Source organism: Bacillus sp. MYb78, assembly GCF_002975115.1.
Taxonomy (GTDB): Bacteria; Bacillota; Bacilli; order Bacillales; family Bacillaceae_G; genus Bacillus_A; species Bacillus_A cereus.
In genome coordinates, this window is the sequence record NZ_PCOB01000002.1 from 315,286 (window position 1) to 333,624 (window position 18,339).

Here is an 18,339-nt window from a genome sequence, read left to right on the forward strand (position 1 = left end):
GGGACCTGCAACATGTTAGAAAGAACGTTGCGTGTATTAGAATACAATAAAGTAAAAGAACAATTACTTGAACATACAGCCTCTTCACTTGGCCGTGATAAAGTGAAGAATTTAGTGCCGAGCACTGATTTTGAAGAAATTGTAGAAATGCAAGATACAACGGATGAAGCAGCGAAAGTCATTCGTTTAAAAGGTAGTGCACCATTAGGTGGCATTACGGATATTCGCTCGAATGTGAAGCGTGCAAAGATTGGAAGTATGTTAAGCCCGAATGAACTACTTGATATTGCGAATACGATGTATGGTAGTCGTAATATGAAACGTTTCATTGAAGATATGGCTGATAACGGTGTCGAGCTTCCGATTTTAGAAACTCATGTCGCTCAAATTGTATCTTTATATGAGTTAGAAAAGAAAATTACAAATTGCATCGGTGATGGCGGTGAAGTAGTCGATAGTGCGAGTGATAAACTGCGTGGTATTCGTACTCAAATTCGTACTGCGGAAAGCCGTATTCGTGAAAAGTTAGAAAATATGACGCGTTCTTCAAACGCGCAAAAGATGCTGTCTGACTCGATTGTAACAATTCGTAATGAACGTTACGTAATCCCAGTAAAACAAGAATACCGCGGCGTATATGGCGGTATTGTTCACGACCAATCTGCTTCTGGACAAACATTATTTATTGAACCACAAGTAATTGTAGAATTAAATAATGCACTACAAGAAGCACGAGTGAAAGAAAAACAAGAAATTGAACGCATCTTATTAATGTTAACAGAAGAAGTGGCAGTAGAAGCCGATATCGTTTTATCAAACGTAGAAGTAGTTGCAAATCTTGATTTCATCTTTGCGAAAGCTTTTTATGCGAAACGAATTAAAGCAACGAAACCAATTGTAAATAACGAGCGTTATATGGATTTAAGACAAGCTCGTCATCCGCTAATCGATCCAGAAATTATTGTGCCAAATAACATTATGCTAGGTAAAGATTTCACAACAATTGTTATTACAGGACCGAATACAGGTGGTAAAACAGTTACGCTGAAAACAGTTGGTATTTGTGTATTAATGGCGCAATCTGGTCTTCACATTCCAGTAATGGATGAGTCAGAGATTTGTGTATTTAAAAATATCTTTGCTGATATCGGTGATGAGCAGTCGATTGAACAAAGCTTAAGTACGTTCTCCTCACATATGGTGAACATTGTAGATATTTTAGAAAAAGCTGATTTTGAAAGCTTAGTTTTATTTGATGAATTAGGTGCTGGAACAGACCCGCAAGAAGGTGCTGCACTAGCAATTTCGATTTTAGATGAAGTATGTAACCGCGGTGCTCGCGTTGTTGCTACGACGCATTACCCAGAATTAAAAGCATACGGATACAACCGTGAGCAAGTTATTAATGCGAGTGTTGAGTTTGATGTAAATACATTAAGTCCAACTTATAAATTATTAATCGGTGTACCAGGTCGCAGTAACGCCTTTGAAATTTCGAAGCGCCTTGGATTATCTGATCGCGTTATTGACCAAGCACGTAACCATATTAGTACAGATACAAATAAAATTGAAAATATGATTGCGAAGTTAGAAGAAAGCCAGAAAAACGCAGAGCGTGACTGGAACGAAGCAGAGGCACTTCGCAAACAATCTGAGAAACTTCATCGTGAGTTGCAACGTCAAATTATTGAGTTTAACGATGAGCGTGATGAAAAACTATTAAAAGCGCAAAAAGAAGGGGAAGAAAAAGTCGAAGCTGCGAAGAAAGAAGCAGAAGGGATTATTCAAGAACTTCGTCAATTGCGTAAAGCACAGCTTGTAAATGTGAAAGACCATGAGCTTATTGAAGCGAAGAGCCGTCTAGAAGGAACAGCGCCAGAGCTTGTGAAGAAACAAAAAGTAAACGTGAAAAACACTGCGCCGAAACAACAGTTACGCGCAGGTGATGAAGTAAAAGTATTAACGTTCGGTCAAAAGGGTCAATTACTTGAAAAAGTAAGTGATACAGAGTGGAGCGTACAAATCGGGATTCTGAAGATGAAAGTAAAAGAATCTAACATGGAATACATTAACACACCGAAGCAAACAGAGAAAAAAGCAGTCGCAAGTGTGAAGGGTAGAGATTACCACGTTTCATTGGAACTTGATCTTCGCGGTGAACGTTATGAAGATGCAATGATGCGCGTTGAAAAATATTTAGACGATGCCCAGCTTGCAAGTTATCCTCGTGTATCAATCATTCACGGTAAAGGAACAGGAGCGCTTCGCCAAGGTGTACAAGATTACTTGAAGAAGCATCGCGGCGTGAAGAATTACCGTTACGGTGACATGGGCGAGGGAGGCCTAGGCGTAACAGTTGTCGAATTAAAATAGCAAACAACGAAACAAAGGGGAAACCATTATATGTTTATGGACAAACTTGCAAAAGTATTGTTAGCTTGTTGTGGAATATTTTTGGTGATTGGGGTTATTTATTTAGTTGTTTTTGCGAAGTGAAAAAGCGTCAATCGTGGCATAATGATATTGCCATAGATTGACGTTTTTATTATATATGAAAAGGAATAAAACATGAAAATCAACCAATACATAAGCGAAGCAAAATCATGCTCAAGACGTGAAACAGACCGCCTTATTAAAGCTGGACGCGTGGCTATTAATGGCGAAATATGTACGCACGGTGCACTTGTGAGCGATGGTGATGTTGTAACGATTGATGGACAGGTTATTGCGAAAGAAGAGAAAGAAAAGGTGTATATCGCATTCCATAAACCAGTCGGAATTACTTGTACAGCAGCTGATCATATTGAAGATAATATTATTGATTATATCAATTACCCAGAGCGAATCTTTCCAGTTGGGCGATTAGATAAAGCATCAGAAGGACTTATTTTATTAACGAATGATGGCGCGATTGCCAATCAAATTTTACACGGTGATCACGAACACGAGAAAGAATATGTTGTCACAGTCGATAAACCTTTTACGGACTGGTTTATTGATGAGATGTCCAGCGGTGTAAAGATTAAAGATGGTATGACGAAGCCGTGCAAAGTGACGAGAGTCGATCAATCAACATTTCGTATCGTTTTAACGCAAGGAATGAACAGGCAAATTCGTAGAATGAGTCGTGCTTTCGGATTTACTGTAATAAAGCTAAAGCGAGTGCGCATTATGAATATAGAGCTAAATGAGCTTGGAGTAGGAAAATGGCGGAACATTGCAACTGAGGAATTAGAGATATTAAAAGGGCAGTTATAGGGAGGAAAAATTTTCTCCCTATATTTTTTTGTCAGAAAAAATAAAACTATTGATTTTTTAAAAAATAGCCCATATAATAAAAAACAACAAGTTTCGACAAGATATTTTATAAAAGTAATGATGAGGACATGAGTTGTATTTTACGATTCTCAGAGAGGGGAGCCTTAGGCTGTGAGCTTCCTAATACGAAAAGACAAGCTTACCACCTCTAAACTTCAAGAGTGAACTGCATACATGATGCATTGTAATTCTTGACGGATAAAACCGTTATCAATTTACACGAGCTATAAAATGAGCTTATTTTGCTATAAATTCATTTTATTAGAATAAGGGTGGAACCACGATTTCAACACTCGTCCCTTTGTTAGGGACGGGTGTTTTTTGCGTTCTTTTACGGGGAAGTATGCTTGAAAGAGGATATGTGACGGATTTAAAATCAGAATATTTTGTCAATTAATTATTTTAGGAGGTTAGTAGAAATGAAATCATCTTTAAAGTTTTCAGAGATGTTTGCAATAAGTTTAATGTTATTTGCACTGTTTTTTGGTGCAGGCAATATGATTTTTCCACCAGCGTTAGGGCAAGGTGCTGGAACGGACGTATGGATCGCGCTGTTTGGTTTTATCGTAACAGGGGTTGGACTACCTTTATTAGGAGTAATTGTTATAGCTTTAAAGGGAGATATTAATGAGCTAGCAGGACGTGTACATCCTATATTCGCACTTGTTTTTATCACTGCAATTTATTTATGTTTAGGCGTATTCGTAAGTGTGCCGCGTACAGGAACAGTAGCTTATGAGATGAGTGTTGCACCGTTTTTACCAAGTGAGATAGCTGGTCAGTCATATCCACTTGTTATCTTTACACTTATTTTCTTTGCAGTCACTTTCTATTTAGCTTTAAATCCTTCGAAATTAGTGGGGCGTATTGGTAAAGTACTAACTCCAATATTATTAGCAGTTATTGCAATTATCGTAGGTAAAGCACTTATTACACCAATTGGAGAATTTGGTGCACCGACAGAAGCGTATAGTGCTCCTCTCTTCAAAGGATTTATTGATGGATATTTAACTTTAGATGGACTTGCAGCACTTGTTTTCGGAAATGTTGTAATTCATGCGTTAAAAGAAAAAGGCATTACAAATAAAAATAGTATTGCAAAAGTAACAATCTTTGCAGGATTTATTGCAGCACTTGGTTTACTACTTGTATATTTAGCGCTTGCGTATCTTGGAGCTTCTAGTGTATCGCTTGGAATGGGCGCAAACGGAGGAATTATTTTAACAAATGTCGTGAATCATTTATTTGGTAGCTACGGAACTTTATTACTAGGGATCGCAATTACAGCAGCATGTTTAACAACTTCTGTAGGTATTGTTGCAGCTTGTGGTGATTACTTCTCTTCCTTATTACCAAAGCTTTCTTATCAAAAAGTCGTTTTCATTTTCTGTGTATTAGCATTTATGGTAGCAAACCTTGGGTTAACTCAGTTAAATGCATTAGCATTACCAATCTTAATCGCCATTTATCCAATTGGAATCGTACTTATCGTATTATCACTTGTTGAAAACTACGTTCGTCTTCCATTAGCGATGTATGTGGGCGGGATTGTAGGAGCATTTGCAATAAGTTTCTTTGATGGGTTACACAATGCAAACCTTCAAATTGCAGCGCTAGCACCTATTTTAGATAAGATTCCATTATATAGTGTAGGAATTGGTTGGTTAGTTCCAGGCATAATCGGTATAGGATTTGGTTATATAGTTTCTAAGTTTCAAAAGCAGGAAATTGCTGTAGAAAAATAGAGAAAAGAGGCTTTCTATAATAGAAAGTCTCTTTTTTTGTAGAAAAAGCCACATATAGAGAAATTCAGATATTAAAAATTTTATACGTAATATAGTTGACAAAAAATTTATGAGTAGGCTAAGATTGACTTAGTTGTGGAAATATTGGAAGGGAAGTGAGGGAAAAGGGTTTTCTATAACTAAAGTATTGTTAGGGGGAAGAGGTGAAAGAAGAGGAGAAGAGATAGTTTATTTTTTTTGATTTATATTGAGAATGATAATCAATAAATAAGTTTTGAAATTTTTTCTCAGTTTCTATGCCTTCATATAAGGAATAGGGTGAGATATTATTTTTAACATTAAATGAGAATGATAATCAATAATACTTATATTACATAAAAGAATGCTAATTAAATAATAGGTAGAAGAGATTATTTTTTTCTTATAAATTGAGAATAATTATCATTTTCAAAAAGTGGAGTGAAAGATAACAAAGGAGGAAACAAGAAAAATGAAAAAGGTTTCTGTATTACCCGCTTTTATTATAATGTTCGTATGTATGCTAGCTTTTCTTGTAATGCCATACGGGAATGCTTCAGCAAAACTAGCTGATGGTACTTACGATATTAATTACGTAATTCAAAAAGCGGAAAATGATTCAGCTTCAATGGCAAATGACTATTTTGAAAAGCCAGCAAAATTAATAGTGAAAAACGGTGAGATGAGAGTACAAGTTCCGATGAATCATAGTGCTTGGATTACAGAATTTAAAGCACCAGAGAACGGGAATTTTGTTGATGCGAAAGTTGTTAGTAAAGATGAATCGGCAGATAAAAGAACAGTAGAGTTTAAAGTAGATGATTTATCCAAACCAGCAGCTGTAAAAATCCATGTTGTTGTACCAAATGCAAACTATGACCACCACTACACAATTCGTTTTGCTTTTGATGCAAATGTAAAAGCTGTAGGTGGCGATAACGGTGTAGCTGCTACAACAAAAAATAATGATCAAGCGAAAACAGATACACAAGTAAAAGAAGAGAAAACAAAAGTAGAGAGTAAGGAAACAGCTAAAGAAGCGAACAAAGAAACAAAAAATGAAAATGGAAAAGCTGAAAAAACAGATAACCCAAAAACAGGCGATGAAGCACGTATTGGATTGTTTGCAGCGTTAATTCTTATTTCAGGTGCTTTCTTAATTCGTAAAGTGAAATTGAGTAAATAAATCTTTTGAAGGGTGATGAATATATGTTTAAACAATTTAAAATGATTATTGCCGTATTTGCTGTTTTATTTACATTTATCGCAACACTAGGTTTACAAGATGCAAAGGCTGCTACAAAACTAGCTGATGAAAAATATAATATTGCTTTTACTGTATGGAAAGGCGATAAAGATGAATCGTCTAGAATGAATAGTTATTTTGAAAGCCCAGCAACATTAACAGTTAAAAATGGAAAACAATATGTTTCATTTAAAGTGAAAGATAGTGCTTCTATTAAAAGTTTCCAAGTAGAAAAAGATGGTCAATTTGTAGAAACAACCGTGTTAAGTGAAAACAAAAAAGATAATACTAGAGTTGTAGAATTTGAAGTTGCTGACTTGTCAAAAAAACTAAATGGCAAGGTGAAAATTAATATTCCAATTATTAATTATAATGCTTCGTATGATATTCGCTTTGTATTTGATGGGAACAGTATTAAATAATTTTCAAAAGGGAGAGTCGTTCCATTGAACAGGTATACAAAAATTATTGTTGCTATGTTTTTAATGATATTTACATTCGTATCAACATTACAACCACTTGCAGTTCAAGCAGCTACCAAGTTGGCTGACGGTGAATATTCAATTGGCTTCAAAGTTTTAAAAGATACATCAGATGAAGAATCGATGATGAATCAATATTCAGTAAGCCCGGGAACTTTAAAAGTGAAGGATGGGAAAAAGAAAGTATCCTTTACATTAACGAATAGTTCATGGATTACGAAGTTTGAAACAGAAAAAGCAGGTAAGCTAGTTGCGACAAATGTAATTAGTGAAGATAAAGAAAAAGACACAAGAGTAGTAGAATTTGATGTAGAAGATGTAGAGAAGGTATTAAATGCAAAAGTAAAAGTAGATATTGATTTTTTAAATTATCATCATGAGTACGACGTTCGTATTGCATTTGATCAAAATAGCATTACACCAATTCATGTAGAAAAACCAAATGAAAAAGAGGACCCAGCTAATAAGCCAGATCCAAATGAAACTACTGATCCAGGTCAGAAGCCCGACCAAAAGCCTGACCCAGATCAACAACCAAATTCTAACACAATTACAGATGGTGCGTACAGCATTCCATTTAAAGTATTAAAAGATCAAACAGATGAAGAATCTAAGATGAATACTTACATGGTAAATCCAGGAGTATTAAAAGTAGAAAACGGTAAGAAAAAAGCAATTGTAACACTAAAAAATAGCTCATTAATTAAAAATTTCCAAACGGAAAAAGATGGCGCATTTGTTGATGCAAAAGTAGTGAGTGAGGATAAGGAAAAAGATACAAGAGTAGTAGAGTTTGAAGTAAACGATTTATCTAAAAAACTAAATACAAAAGTATTTATCGAAATGGCATCAAGAAATTATAAGCAAACGCATGATGTACAACTTTTATTTGAACAAGATAAACTTGAACAAATTAAAAATGAAGAGAAACAACCAGAAGTAGAAAAACCGGAAGCAGAAAAACCAGAAGTAGAAAAACCGGAAGCAGAAAAACCAGAAGTAGAAAAACCAGAAGTAGAAAAACCAGAAGTAGAAAAACCGGAAGTAGAAAAACCAGAAGCAGAAAAACCAGAAGTAGAAAAACCGGAAGCAGAAAAACCAGATGAAAATAAAAAACCAGATGCTGAAACAATTAAAGATGGTGAATACAGCATCAATTTTAAAGCATTAAAAGATCAAACAGACGAAATTTCAATGATGAACACATATACAAAAAGTCCAGGTGTGCTAAAAGTAAAAGATGGTAAGAAGTATGTATCATTTACGTTAACGAACAGTTCTTGGATTACAAAATTTGAATTTGAGAAAAATGGTTCGTTTGTTGATACAAATGTAATAAGTGAAGATAAAAAAGCTGATACACGCGTAGTGGAAGTAGAAGTAAACGATTTGTCTAAAAAATTAAATGCAAAAGTAAAAGTAGATATCGATTCAATGAATTATCACCATTTTTACGATATTCAATTTGCATTTGATAAAGGTAGCATTAAGCCGTTAGATAACCAAGATGGAAACGACAACCAAGGCGGAAATAACAACCAAGGTGGAAACGACAACCAAGATAATAACACAACAATTGATCCAAAAGCTCTTAAAGATGGTGAATACAGCATTGGCTTTAAAGTGTTAAAAGATCAAACAGATGAAATCTCAATGATGAACACATACACAAAAAGCCCAGGTGTATTAAAAGTAAAAGATGGTAAGAAATACGTATCGTTTACATTAACAAATAGTACATGGATTACGAAATTTGAATTTGAGAAGAATGGTTCTTTCGTTAATGCAAAAGTGTTAAGTGAAAATAAAGAACAAAATACAAGAGTAGTAGAAGTAGAAGTAAACGATTTGTCTAAAAAATTAAATGCAAAAGTAAAAGTAGATATTGATTCAATGAATTATCACCATTTCTACGATGTTCAATTTGTATTTGATCAAGACAGTATTAAAGCTTTAGGGAACCAAGGAGGAAACGACAACCAAGGAGGGAATGACAACCAAGGTGGGAATGGAAACCAAGGTGGAAATAATAACCCGAAAGTAATAGTTGACCCGAAAAATTTAGTAGATGGCCAATATGATATTACATTTAAAGTATTAAAAGATAAAACAGATGAGATTTCAAAGATGAATGACTATGTTGTAAATCCAGCGAAATTAATCGTAAAAGATGGTAAAAAATACATTGAGATGACGCTGAAAAATAGTGCGTGGATTACGAAATTCCAAACGGAAAACAAGGAACTATTCGCTGATGCGAAAGTAGTAAGCGAAGATAAAAATGCAAATACGCGAGTAGTACAGTTTGAAGTAGAAGATCTATTTAAAAAATTAAACGCAAAAGTAAAGGTAGACATCGATGAGATGAACTACCATCATTTCTACGATGTACAAATTCAATTTGATACAAATAATATCGGCGCGTTAGGAACTATTAAAGAGGAACCGAAAAATGAACCGAAAAATCCAGTGACTACACCGAAAGTAGATAATGTAAAAACAGTAGGTACTCCTGATTTTAACCGAAATGCAGATGGTCAGAAGAAAAAAGAAGATACAAAAAATAATTCGAAAAAAGAGAAAAACTCAAAAACTGCAGATACAGCACAACTTGGTTTATACATGGTGTTACTGCTAGGTTCACTTGCTTTACTAGTTCGTAAATATAGAGCAGGTAGATTGTAATTTTTGGAGTCTTGATGCATGTTCGCGTGCATCAAGACTTGTTTCATATTGTATGGAAGGGAGTGGTGATTGAGAGTGAAGAAAATCGTAAGTGTACTAATGGCTATCATTTTGTTAATGAGTATAGCTGGGTGCTCATCACCAAAAAAAGAAACAGCAAAGCAGGTAAAGAGTGAGAGTAAGGAGCGCGTTGTTGCAACAACAGTGGCTGTTACTGAAATTATGGATGCGTTAGAAGTAGATTTAGTCGGCGTTCCAACAAGTTCTAAAACTTTACCGAAGCGATATAAAGGTTTACCTGAAGTTGGGAATCCAATGAGTCCAGATATGGAAAAGGTAAAGTCATTAAAGCCTTCAGAAGTGTTATCTGTGACAACACTTGAATATGAATTAAAGCCAGTTTTTGATGGTGTGGGTATGAAAGCAAACTTTTTAGATTTAACGAGTTTAAAAAATATGCAAAGTTCTATTAGCGATTTAGGTAAGAAATATGGACGTGAAAAGCAGGCTGAAGCAGTAGTAACTAAGTTAGATAAAAAGGTTGCTAGCATTCAAAAGGAAGTAAAAGGAAAGAAAGAACCGACAGTGCTTATTTTATTAGGTGTGCCAGGCAGTTATTTAGTAGCAACAGAGCATTCTTATATTGGAGATTTAGTGAAACAATTAGGTGGTAAAAACATTGTACAAGGTGAACAAGTAGAGTATTTAGCTTCTAATACAGAGTATTTAAAGAAAGCTGATCCGGATATTATTTTACGAGCAGCTCATGGTATGCCTGATGAAGTTGTGAAAATGTTTGATAAAGAATTTAAAACAAATGATATTTGGAAGCACTTCGCTGCAGTTAAAAATAACCGTGTTTACGATTTAGAAGAGCGTTTATTTGGAACGACAGGTAATTTAGCAGCAATTGAAGCTTTAGATGAATTGAAAAAAATGATGTATCCGTGATGCATTTTAATATAAAGGAAGAGTGGAATGAATAAAAAAACGTGGAGTTTCCTCATTGTTACTGCATTGCTTATTGTTATGACATCATTTTCAGCGATGAAAGGGAGTTTAGAAGTAGGTATTGTTGAGCTTGTGCAAGGGATATTTACAGGTGGAAATGAAGATGTTGAAGTGATTAAAGATTTACGTTTCCCGCGTATTATTATTGCACTATTTACTGGAGCAGCTCTGGCTGTTTCAGGTGTGCTTTTTCAAGCTGTTATGAAAAATCCACTTGCTGATGCTGGGGTAATCGGGATATCTTCTGGAGCAAGTTTTATGACACTTGTTATTATTACGTTATTCCCGCAATTCTTTTTCTGGACACCAGTATTCGCCTTTTTAGGTGGTGCGTTTGCATGTTATCTTGTTTATGCATTTTCATGGAAGTCAGGGTTAAGTCCCCTTCGCATTATTTTAGTTGGTATAGCTATTAATGCGATGTTCACTGGATTAAATGAATCGTTCATTACGATTTGCGGATATTTCATTAAGAGTATTAAGCAAACGACGACTTCTAATATAACGATGAAGACGTGGGGCGATGTAGAAATAATGGTTATGTATGGAACAATTGGTCTTATTCTTGCTCTGTTCGTAGGAGCTTGGTGTAACTTATTATCGCTACAAGATAAGACTGCGAAAAACTTAGGCTTGCACGTGACGAGAGTTCGTCTTATTATTTCTGCCATTGCAGTACTCTTAGCGGCAGTATCAACAGCGATTGCAGGTGTTATTGCTTTTGTAGGATTACTAGTTCCGCATATTTCAAGACAATTAGTCGGTTCAGACCATAAAGTATTAATTCCATTTTCTGCTCTTGCAGGCGCGTTATTAATTTTGACGGCGGATACGATTGGAAGGTTAATTGTGCCACCTAACGAAATTCCAGCAGCAACAATTATGGCAGTTATTGGTGGTCCATTCTTAATATTCTTGCTTAGAAAGAGTGATAAAGTTCATGGAAATTAAAAATGTAACCTTTTCGTATGATAATGTAACGGATCGATTAAAGTCGGTTAGTAGTGAAATAGAGATTGGTAAAATTACAACAATTATTGGCCCAAACGGTTGCGGGAAATCGACATTACTTGGCGTGATGTCAAGAAATCACGATCCTCGTAGCGGAGAGGTAATACTGGATGGGAAGGCGATTAGCCAATATAAACCGAAGGAGTTTGCTAGAAAGTTAGCCGTTGTCCATCAACAAAATGAAGCACCGGCAGATATGACGGTAGAGAAATTAACAAGTTTTGGTCGTATGCCTCATAAAAATGTTTTTTCCTCGCAAACTGATGAAGATAGAGAAGCGATCGAAAGGGCTTTAGCATGTACGAATTTGCTAAGTAAACGTGATAAAGAGATTCATGCGTTATCTGGTGGAGAAAGACAACGTGTTTGGATTGCTATGACGTTAGCTCAGAAAACACCAATGCTCTTTTTAGATGAACCGACAACCTATTTAGATATTTATTATCAACTTGAAATATTAGAGCTAGTAAAAGAGTTAAATGAAGTACATGGATTGACGATCGTTATGGTATTACACGATATTAATCAGGCGATTCGCTATAGTGATCATATCATTGTTATGAAAGACGGCGAAATTGTTACGAAAGGTAAGCCAAATGATGTTGTGACAGAAAGTATGATAAAGACGATATACGGTGTAGATGTCGTTGTAAAGCAAGATGAAGATACAGGATTGTATATGGTCCCAATGGGTATTTAAATATGCGAACAATCCGTTTTGAGGTGATAATTTGAGTAGTAAAAAAGAACGGAAGAAGAATTCTTTTTTTCAACGAATACTTACAGTTGTTTTTTTAGGTACCTTTTTCTATTCAGTATATGAATTAGGTGATATTTTCATGGATTACTATGAAAATCGTAAAGTAATGGCCGAAGCACAAAACATTTATGAAAAAAGTCCGATGGAAGAGCAATCACAAGATGGGGAAGTACGTAAACAGTTCAAGGCTCTGCAGCAAATTAACCAAGAAATAGTTGGATGGGTTACGATGGATGATACACAAATTAATTATCCAATCGTTCAAGCGAAAGACAATGATTACTATTTATTTCGTAATTATAAAGGTGAAGATATGAGAGCAGGAAGCATCTTTATGGACTATCGTAATGATGTGAAATCTCAAAATCGAAATACTATTTTATATGGTCATCGTATGAAAGATGGTTCTATGTTTGGAAGTTTAAAGAAAATGTTAGATGAAGAGTTCTTCATGTCGCATCGTAAATTATATTACGATACATTATTTGAAGGATATGATCTTGAAGTGTTCTCGGTGTATACAACAACAACTGATTTTTATTACATTGAAACGGATTTTAGCAGTGATAAGGAATACACATCATTTTTGGAGAAAATTCAAGAAAAATCGTTGTACAAAACGGATACAAAATTGACAGCAAGTGATCAAATCGTAACACTTTCGACGTGTGACTATGCACTTGATCCAGAAGCAGGAAGGTTAGTCGTGCATGCGAAACTAGTAAAAAGACAGTAAATAAAAAAGTATAGAATATGAGAAGTGGTAACGCTTCTCATATTCTATACTTTAAAAAAGAAATATGTTTACTGTGCTGCAGCCATTGGCATACGTACAACTTCAACATTGTAGTAAGCGATTTTATTATCAAGAATATATTCTGGCATCCCGCCTTGATGTGAGTGAGCATCTTTAAATGCTGAGCTCTTCGTCCAACCTTGGAAATCTTCTTTTGCATTCCAGCGTGTGCTAATTGTTACTTCATCATAATCAACTGTATTTTGCGTTAAAAGAACTTCTAATCCTAAAAAGCCTGGCATTGTTTCGACTTGACCTACTTTATTAAAACGCTCAATTAATTTATGTCCATTTCCCTTTGTAATTTTAGCTGTATTTGTAACAATAATCATGTTTTATTCCTCCTATAAATGTAGCCTTTATTTTCGAGAACTCATATACATTAAATGATAATGAAAATCATTATCATTGTCAATGGTAAATGTAAAATAAATAAGTTTTTTTATTGTTTTGGACAGTAAGATTTCCCTTTCAAAATGTAGTAAATATATGGTGGTTAAGCGAGAGAATGAGCGAGTTGTACTAGCAAAGCAATAATATGGTATAGTGAAACGAGGCTGTTTTTCAGTCTCGTTTTTGAAATGCTTCCTATAGAGAAAGCATGCAAATGGAAAGGAAGTTATTATATGCGATCAGAAGTAACTGTAAAAATAAAACCGAAATTTATAAAAGAAATTAAAAGTGGATATCCGCTTATTTTAAAAGATGCAATTCAAAATTTAAATGATGTTCAGGAAGAAGGAACAATCATTAAAGTGGTAGATGAGAAGAGTCAATTTGTTGGAAAAGGTTATTATGGAAAACAAAATAAAGGATACGGCTGGATTTTAACGAGAAAAGAGAGTGAACAAATTAATCAATCTTTCTTTGAAAGTAAAATAAAATCTGCCTTACATAAACGAAAGCAATTTTACAAATCAAGTGATACGACAGCATTCCGTGTTGTGAACGGTGAAGGTGATGGTCTTGGAGGCTTAATCATCGATTATTATGATGGCTATTACGTAGTAAGTTGGTATAGTGAAGGGATTTATACTTTCAGAGATGAGATTATAGCAGCTCTTCAAAAAGTAGCAAACTTTAAAGGTATTTATGAGAAAAAGCGTTTTGATACGAAAGGGAAATACATTGAAGGTGATGATTTCGTAGCAGGAGAGCGCGGTGAGTTCCCACTTATCGTAAAAGAGAATGGTGTGAACTTCGCTGTTTATTTAAATGACGGAGCGATGGTTGGTGTGTTTTTAGATCAGCGTAGCGTTCGAAAACAAATTCGTGATAAATATGCGAAGGGAAGAACAGTGTTAAATATGTTCTCTTATACAGGTGCTTTCTCTGTATTTGCAGCGCTTGGCGGAGCGAGTAAAACAACGAGTGTGGACTTGGCAAATCGTAGTTTAAGTAAAACGATTGAGCAGTTTAGTGTAAATGAAATAGATTATGAAGCACAAGACATTATTGTAGAAGATGTATTCCTTTACTTTAAATATGCAGCGAAGAAAAATATGAAATTTGATATGGTCGTACTTGACCCTCCAAGCTTTGCGCGCTCAAAAAAATATACGTTTAGTGCAGCAAAAGATTATAAAAATTTATTAAAAGAAACAATTGCTATTACAGAAAATAACGGGATTATTGTTGCTTCTACAAATTGTAGCGCATTCGATATGAAAAAGTTTAAAGGCTTTATCGATACAGCATTTAAAGAAATGAATGGCAAATATAAAATATTAGAAGAACATTCTTTACCAGAAGATTTCCGTACCATTGATCAATTTAAAGAAGGAGACTATTTAAAAGTAGTTTTCATCGAGAAAATTAAAGGTTAATAAAGAAAAAGGAGCTCGAGTTTACTTGAGCTCCTTTTTCTTATTGGACGATATTTTGCACTCTACCGACTTGCCCGTCCTGCAATCGTACTTTAATACCATGCGGATGGGAAGGGGAGTTTGTTAAAATATCTTTTACAATTCCACGTGTTAATTTGCCGGTGCGTTGATCTTGTTTTAATACAATATCAACTTCAAGACCGGGTGCGATATTAGAACGTTTTTGTCCGTTCATTTATACACCTGTACGTCTACGTTGGTTGTTTGTTTTTTTAGTTTGTTGGTTTTGTAATTTTTTCGTTTCTTGGCTTTGATTTGTATTATTTGACCCATTTCCATTTCCTTGCTTTTTCTTTGCAAGTTGTTCGCGCATTAAATCAGCTAAGCTTACTTTTTTGTTTTCTGACATGATAAGTCTCCTTTATATAAAGTTAATTATGAACAATCGTAGTGAATTTTATCATATCATTGTTAGGGGAGGAAGGGAAGTTGGTTTGAAAATTCATATATTTGTTTCAAGTCTGTAGTAGTTACGATACAATTGAATTGTTAACGTTTGTAAAAAGGGGATAGACATATGTCACATCATATTTTATTAGTTGAAGATGATCTCTCAATTCAAGAGATGGTGGAAAAGTATTTAATAAAAGAGGGCTTTCAAGTTACAATCGCATCTGATGGAGAAGAAGGCGTGAACACATATTTAAAAGGTTCATTTGATTTGATTATCCTCGACATTATGATGCCAAAGCTAGATGGCTTAGAGGTTGTGCGTATCATTCGTGAAAAAAGTGCGGTTCCGATATTAATGATGTCAGCAAAAGATACAGATGTTGATAAAGCTGTTGGATTAGGACTTGGAGCAGATGATTACATTTGTAAGCCATTTTCTATGATTGAATTGGCGGCGCGTGTAAAAGCAGGTATTCGAAGATCTACGAAATATTCGGCTACAGAAACAACAGAAAAGATGATTCAAATTGGTGATTTAACAATCGATCCAATTAATTTTACTGTGGAAAAAAATAGGAAGCCTCTCAAGCTTACTTTAAAAGAATTTGAGATTCTAAAACTGTTCGTAAAGAATCAAAATCGTGTATTTACAAAAGCACAAATATATACGCTAGTTTGGAACGAAGAGTATTATGGTGACGATAACGTTATTAATGTTCATATGAGAAGATTGCGTGAGAAAATCGAAAGTGATCCATCTAATCCAGAATATATCAAAACGTTATGGGGCATCGGCTATAAGTTGGAAGTGATGTAATATGGTCAATTTGTTAATAGGTATTATTTTCATATTGTTATGTGTCATTTACATACAATATAAAATGAGAAAAAATAGTAGTAAAAATTTGCGATACACATATGAAAAGTTAGAAAGTATTGTAAATGTACAAACAGGCGAGAAGTTACTCGTTATGACAGATGATCGAGAATTGCAAAAATTATTAGTGGCAATTAATCAATTATTAGATGCAAAACAGAAAACAAATGCAGATCATGCGAAAGTAGAAATTTCGATGAGAAAAATGCTTTCAAATATTTCACATGATTTAAAGACGCCACTAACAGTTATTCTTGGATATACAGAAATGTTAAATAAGGATAAAACAATGAATAAAGAAGAACAACAAATATTACTTGAAAAGGTGCATGTGAAAACACTAGAAGTAATGGAACTAATTCATAAGTTTTTTGATTTAGCAAAATTGGAATCTGGTGACAAGGCAATCGAGATGACAAAAGTAAATATGAATGAGGTTTGTCGTGAGAAGATTTTATCTTTTTATGATTTAGTGACGACGAAAGGGTTTCAAGTTCATATTGATATACCAGAAAAAAATATATATGCACTTGGAAATGTAGAAGTATTAGGTAGAGTATTGAATAATTTAATATCAAATGCAATTACATATGGAGACGATGGAAAGATACTGGGTATGACGTTAAGAGATGATGAAACGAATGTGTATATAGACGTATGGGATAAAGGAAAAGGGATTGATGAATCTCATATTGATAAAGTGTTTGAGCGTATGTACACACTTGAAGATTCAAGAAATAGATTGTACCAAGGAAGCGGTTTAGGGTTAACGATTACGAAAAGACTGGTGGAAGCGATGGATGGAAAAATTCATCTTTCTAGTAAGCCGTATGAAAAAACAATTTTTACAGTTGCATTAAAAAAGATGCAGTTTTAGCTTGTAGAGAAGTAGATTCTACAAGCTTTTTTTTCAGCGTAAGGAATTTGTAAGAAACGGGTAAGAAAAAAGAGATTTCCGTTGTCTATTATAAAAATATAAAGTAGTGCGAAAGGGGAAAGTGACATGACCTATATATTAAAAACGAATCAGTTAACGAAAGTGTTTAAAGGGAAAGAAGTTATTTCTAGCGTTAACATGCATGTGAAAAAAGGAGAGATATACGGTTTCTTAGGACCGAATGGTGCTGGTAAAACAACGATTATGAAAATGATTACAAATTTAATAAAACCGACGAGCGGTGAGATTGAAATTTTAGGTGAGAAGTTAACAGACACATCTTATGAAGTATTAAAAAGAATGGGGACAATTATTGAATACCCAATCTTTTATGATAAATTAACGGCGAAAGAAAATTTAGAATTACATTGTGAATATATGGGCTATTACGATAAAAACGCAATTGACCATGCATTACATTTAGTGAAACTGCAAGGGATAGATAATAAAAAAGTAAAAGATTTTTCATTAGGAATGAAACAACGACTTGGTATTGCAAGGGCAATCGTGACAAAGCCAGAATTGCTCATTTTAGACGAACCCATAAACGGTTTAGATCCAATTGGTATTAAAGAGTTACGAGACTTATTTAAAATGCTCTGCAAAGAATATGGCATTACATTATTAGTTTCTAGTCATATTTTAGGTGAGATGGAATTAATGGCGGATACAATTGGTGTAATTCAAAATGGAAAACTAATAAAAGAAGTTTCAATGAAGAGTATTAACGGAAAACAAACAGAGTACATTGAAATTACTGTTCCTGATGTGAAGCGTGCAGCTTACATTTTAGAAGATAAACTTGGCATAAAAAATTATAAAATAATGAGCGGAAATATGATTCGTGTGTATGATACGGCAGTGTCTCAGCAAGCCATTTCAAAAGCACTTATTATGAATGATGTGGAAATTGAAAGTATTAATAAGAAACATAGTTCCTTAGAGGAATATTTCTTAAATGTAATGGATGGAGAGGGCATTCATGCTTAATGGATTGTTAGTGAATCTAGTAAGTGGATTGATCGTAATGTTCATAAGTGGGATTTCATATTATAGGAAACCAGAGCGAAAATGGTTGTTAATTCTACTAGTGATAGGAATGTTAAGCGTAATTACTGCTGGAATTAGAATGTTAACAGCGTAGAGAGAGTTATATAAAGAATGGAGGCGTGGT

18 protein-coding genes and 1 other annotated feature are annotated in these 18,339 nt (G+C 34.4%); of the genes, 15 read left to right on the plus strand and 3 right to left on the minus strand.

Annotated elements, in window-relative coordinates:
- Nucleotides 1-12 precede the first annotated feature (12 nt).
- The 10 genes from CQ064_RS05600 (at nt 13) to srtB (ending at nt 13,012) form a co-directional block, all read left to right on the plus strand.
- Nucleotides 13-2,373 carry an endonuclease MutS2 gene (locus tag CQ064_RS05600; RefSeq protein WP_000893743.1) on the plus strand — a complete coding sequence of 787 codons (2,361 nt, stop codon included), beginning with the start codon at nt 13-15 and terminating at the stop codon, nt 2,371-2,373.
- Nucleotides 2,374-2,568: 195 nt separating this feature from the next.
- Nucleotides 2,569-3,258 (plus strand): 23S rRNA pseudouridine(2604) synthase RluF, encoded by a 690-nt coding sequence (locus tag CQ064_RS05610; RefSeq protein ID WP_000700737.1) that lies wholly within the window; start codon nt 2,569-2,571, stop codon nt 3,256-3,258.
- Between the two features lie 108 nt (nt 3,259-3,366).
- Nucleotides 3,367-3,622, plus strand: a binding site (T-box leader).
- A 115-nt stretch (nt 3,623-3,737) separates the two neighbouring features.
- Nucleotides 3,738-5,063, plus strand: coding sequence for a branched-chain amino acid transport system II carrier protein BrnQ6 (gene brnQ6 / locus CQ064_RS05615; RefSeq protein ID WP_000842650.1), 1,326 nt, complete (start codon nt 3,738-3,740; stop codon nt 5,061-5,063).
- Between the two features lie 490 nt (nt 5,064-5,553).
- Nucleotides 5,554-6,267: a heme uptake protein IsdC gene (gene isdC / locus CQ064_RS05620; protein ID WP_000757939.1), complete on the plus strand. Its 714-nt coding sequence runs from the start codon at nt 5,554-5,556 to the stop codon at nt 6,265-6,267.
- Between the two features lie 23 nt (nt 6,268-6,290).
- A complete protein-coding gene (locus CQ064_RS05625) occupies nt 6,291-6,749 on the plus strand; it encodes an NEAT domain-containing protein (protein ID WP_000476160.1) in 459 nt (152 codons plus the stop codon).
- Between the two features lie 24 nt (nt 6,750-6,773).
- A complete protein-coding gene (locus CQ064_RS05630; protein ID WP_001083198.1) occupies nt 6,774-9,494 on the plus strand; it encodes an NEAT domain-containing protein in 2,721 nt (906 codons plus the stop codon).
- Nucleotides 9,495-9,563: 69 nt separating this feature from the next.
- Entirely contained in the window at nt 9,564-10,445 is an 882-nt protein-coding gene (gene isdE, locus CQ064_RS05635; protein ID WP_001264109.1) for a heme ABC transporter substrate-binding protein IsdE, read from the plus strand.
- 27 nt (nt 10,446-10,472) lie between these two features.
- Nucleotides 10,473-11,456 carry a FecCD family ABC transporter permease gene (locus CQ064_RS05640; protein WP_001036824.1) on the plus strand — a complete coding sequence of 328 codons (984 nt, stop codon included), beginning with the start codon at nt 10,473-10,475 and terminating at the stop codon, nt 11,454-11,456.
- Complete coding sequence (locus CQ064_RS05645; protein WP_000403738.1) at nt 11,446-12,216, plus strand: ABC transporter ATP-binding protein; 771 nt, start codon at nt 11,446-11,448, stop codon at nt 12,214-12,216. The genes CQ064_RS05640 and CQ064_RS05645 overlap by 11 nt, the downstream gene beginning before the upstream one ends.
- A gap of 31 nt (nt 12,217-12,247) precedes the next feature.
- Nucleotides 12,248-13,012: a class B sortase gene (gene srtB / locus CQ064_RS05650; RefSeq protein WP_000095598.1), complete on the plus strand. Its 765-nt coding sequence runs from the start codon at nt 12,248-12,250 to the stop codon at nt 13,010-13,012.
- Nucleotides 13,013-13,080: 68 nt separating this feature from the next.
- Here srtB and isdG read toward each other — a convergent pair whose 3' ends face one another.
- Complete coding sequence (gene isdG / locus CQ064_RS05655; RefSeq protein ID WP_000587824.1) at nt 13,081-13,404, minus strand: heme oxygenase; 324 nt, start codon at nt 13,402-13,404, stop codon at nt 13,081-13,083.
- Nucleotides 13,405-13,698: 294 nt separating this feature from the next.
- Here isdG and CQ064_RS05660 point away from each other — a divergent pair, with 294 nt between their 5' ends.
- On the plus strand, nt 13,699-14,898 hold the full coding sequence (locus CQ064_RS05660) for a class I SAM-dependent rRNA methyltransferase (protein WP_001255968.1): 1,200 nt from the start codon (nt 13,699-13,701) through the stop codon (nt 14,896-14,898).
- A 40-nt stretch (nt 14,899-14,938) separates the two neighbouring features.
- On the opposite strand, the gene CQ064_RS05665 is transcribed toward CQ064_RS05660, so the two are convergent.
- Both CQ064_RS05665 and CQ064_RS33345 read right to left on the minus strand, forming a co-directional pair.
- Complete coding sequence (locus tag CQ064_RS05665; RefSeq protein WP_001014310.1) at nt 14,939-15,133, minus strand: YwbE family protein; 195 nt, start codon at nt 15,131-15,133, stop codon at nt 14,939-14,941.
- A complete protein-coding gene (locus CQ064_RS33345) occupies nt 15,134-15,307 on the minus strand; it encodes a hypothetical protein (RefSeq protein WP_001293585.1) in 174 nt (57 codons plus the stop codon). It abuts the gene before it with no gap.
- 168 nt (nt 15,308-15,475) lie between these two features.
- Here CQ064_RS33345 and CQ064_RS05675 point away from each other — a divergent pair, with 168 nt between their 5' ends.
- The 4 genes from CQ064_RS05675 (at nt 15,476) to CQ064_RS33350 (ending at nt 18,309) form a co-directional block, all read left to right on the plus strand.
- A complete protein-coding gene (locus CQ064_RS05675; protein ID WP_000018060.1) occupies nt 15,476-16,168 on the plus strand; it encodes a response regulator transcription factor in 693 nt (230 codons plus the stop codon).
- Between the two features lies 1 nt (nt 16,169).
- A complete protein-coding gene (locus CQ064_RS05680) occupies nt 16,170-17,105 on the plus strand; it encodes a HAMP domain-containing histidine kinase (RefSeq protein ID WP_000247669.1) in 936 nt (311 codons plus the stop codon).
- A 126-nt stretch (nt 17,106-17,231) separates the two neighbouring features.
- The gene (locus CQ064_RS05685) at nt 17,232-18,155 is read left to right on the plus strand and encodes an ABC transporter ATP-binding protein (protein WP_000221100.1); all 924 of its coding nucleotides are present in this window, start codon (nt 17,232-17,234) and stop codon (nt 18,153-18,155) included.
- Entirely contained in the window at nt 18,148-18,309 is a 162-nt protein-coding gene (locus CQ064_RS33350; RefSeq protein ID WP_000931770.1) for a hypothetical protein, read from the plus strand. Before CQ064_RS05685 ends, CQ064_RS33350 begins: the two co-directional genes overlap by 8 nt.
- Nucleotides 18,310-18,339 lie beyond the last annotated feature (30 nt).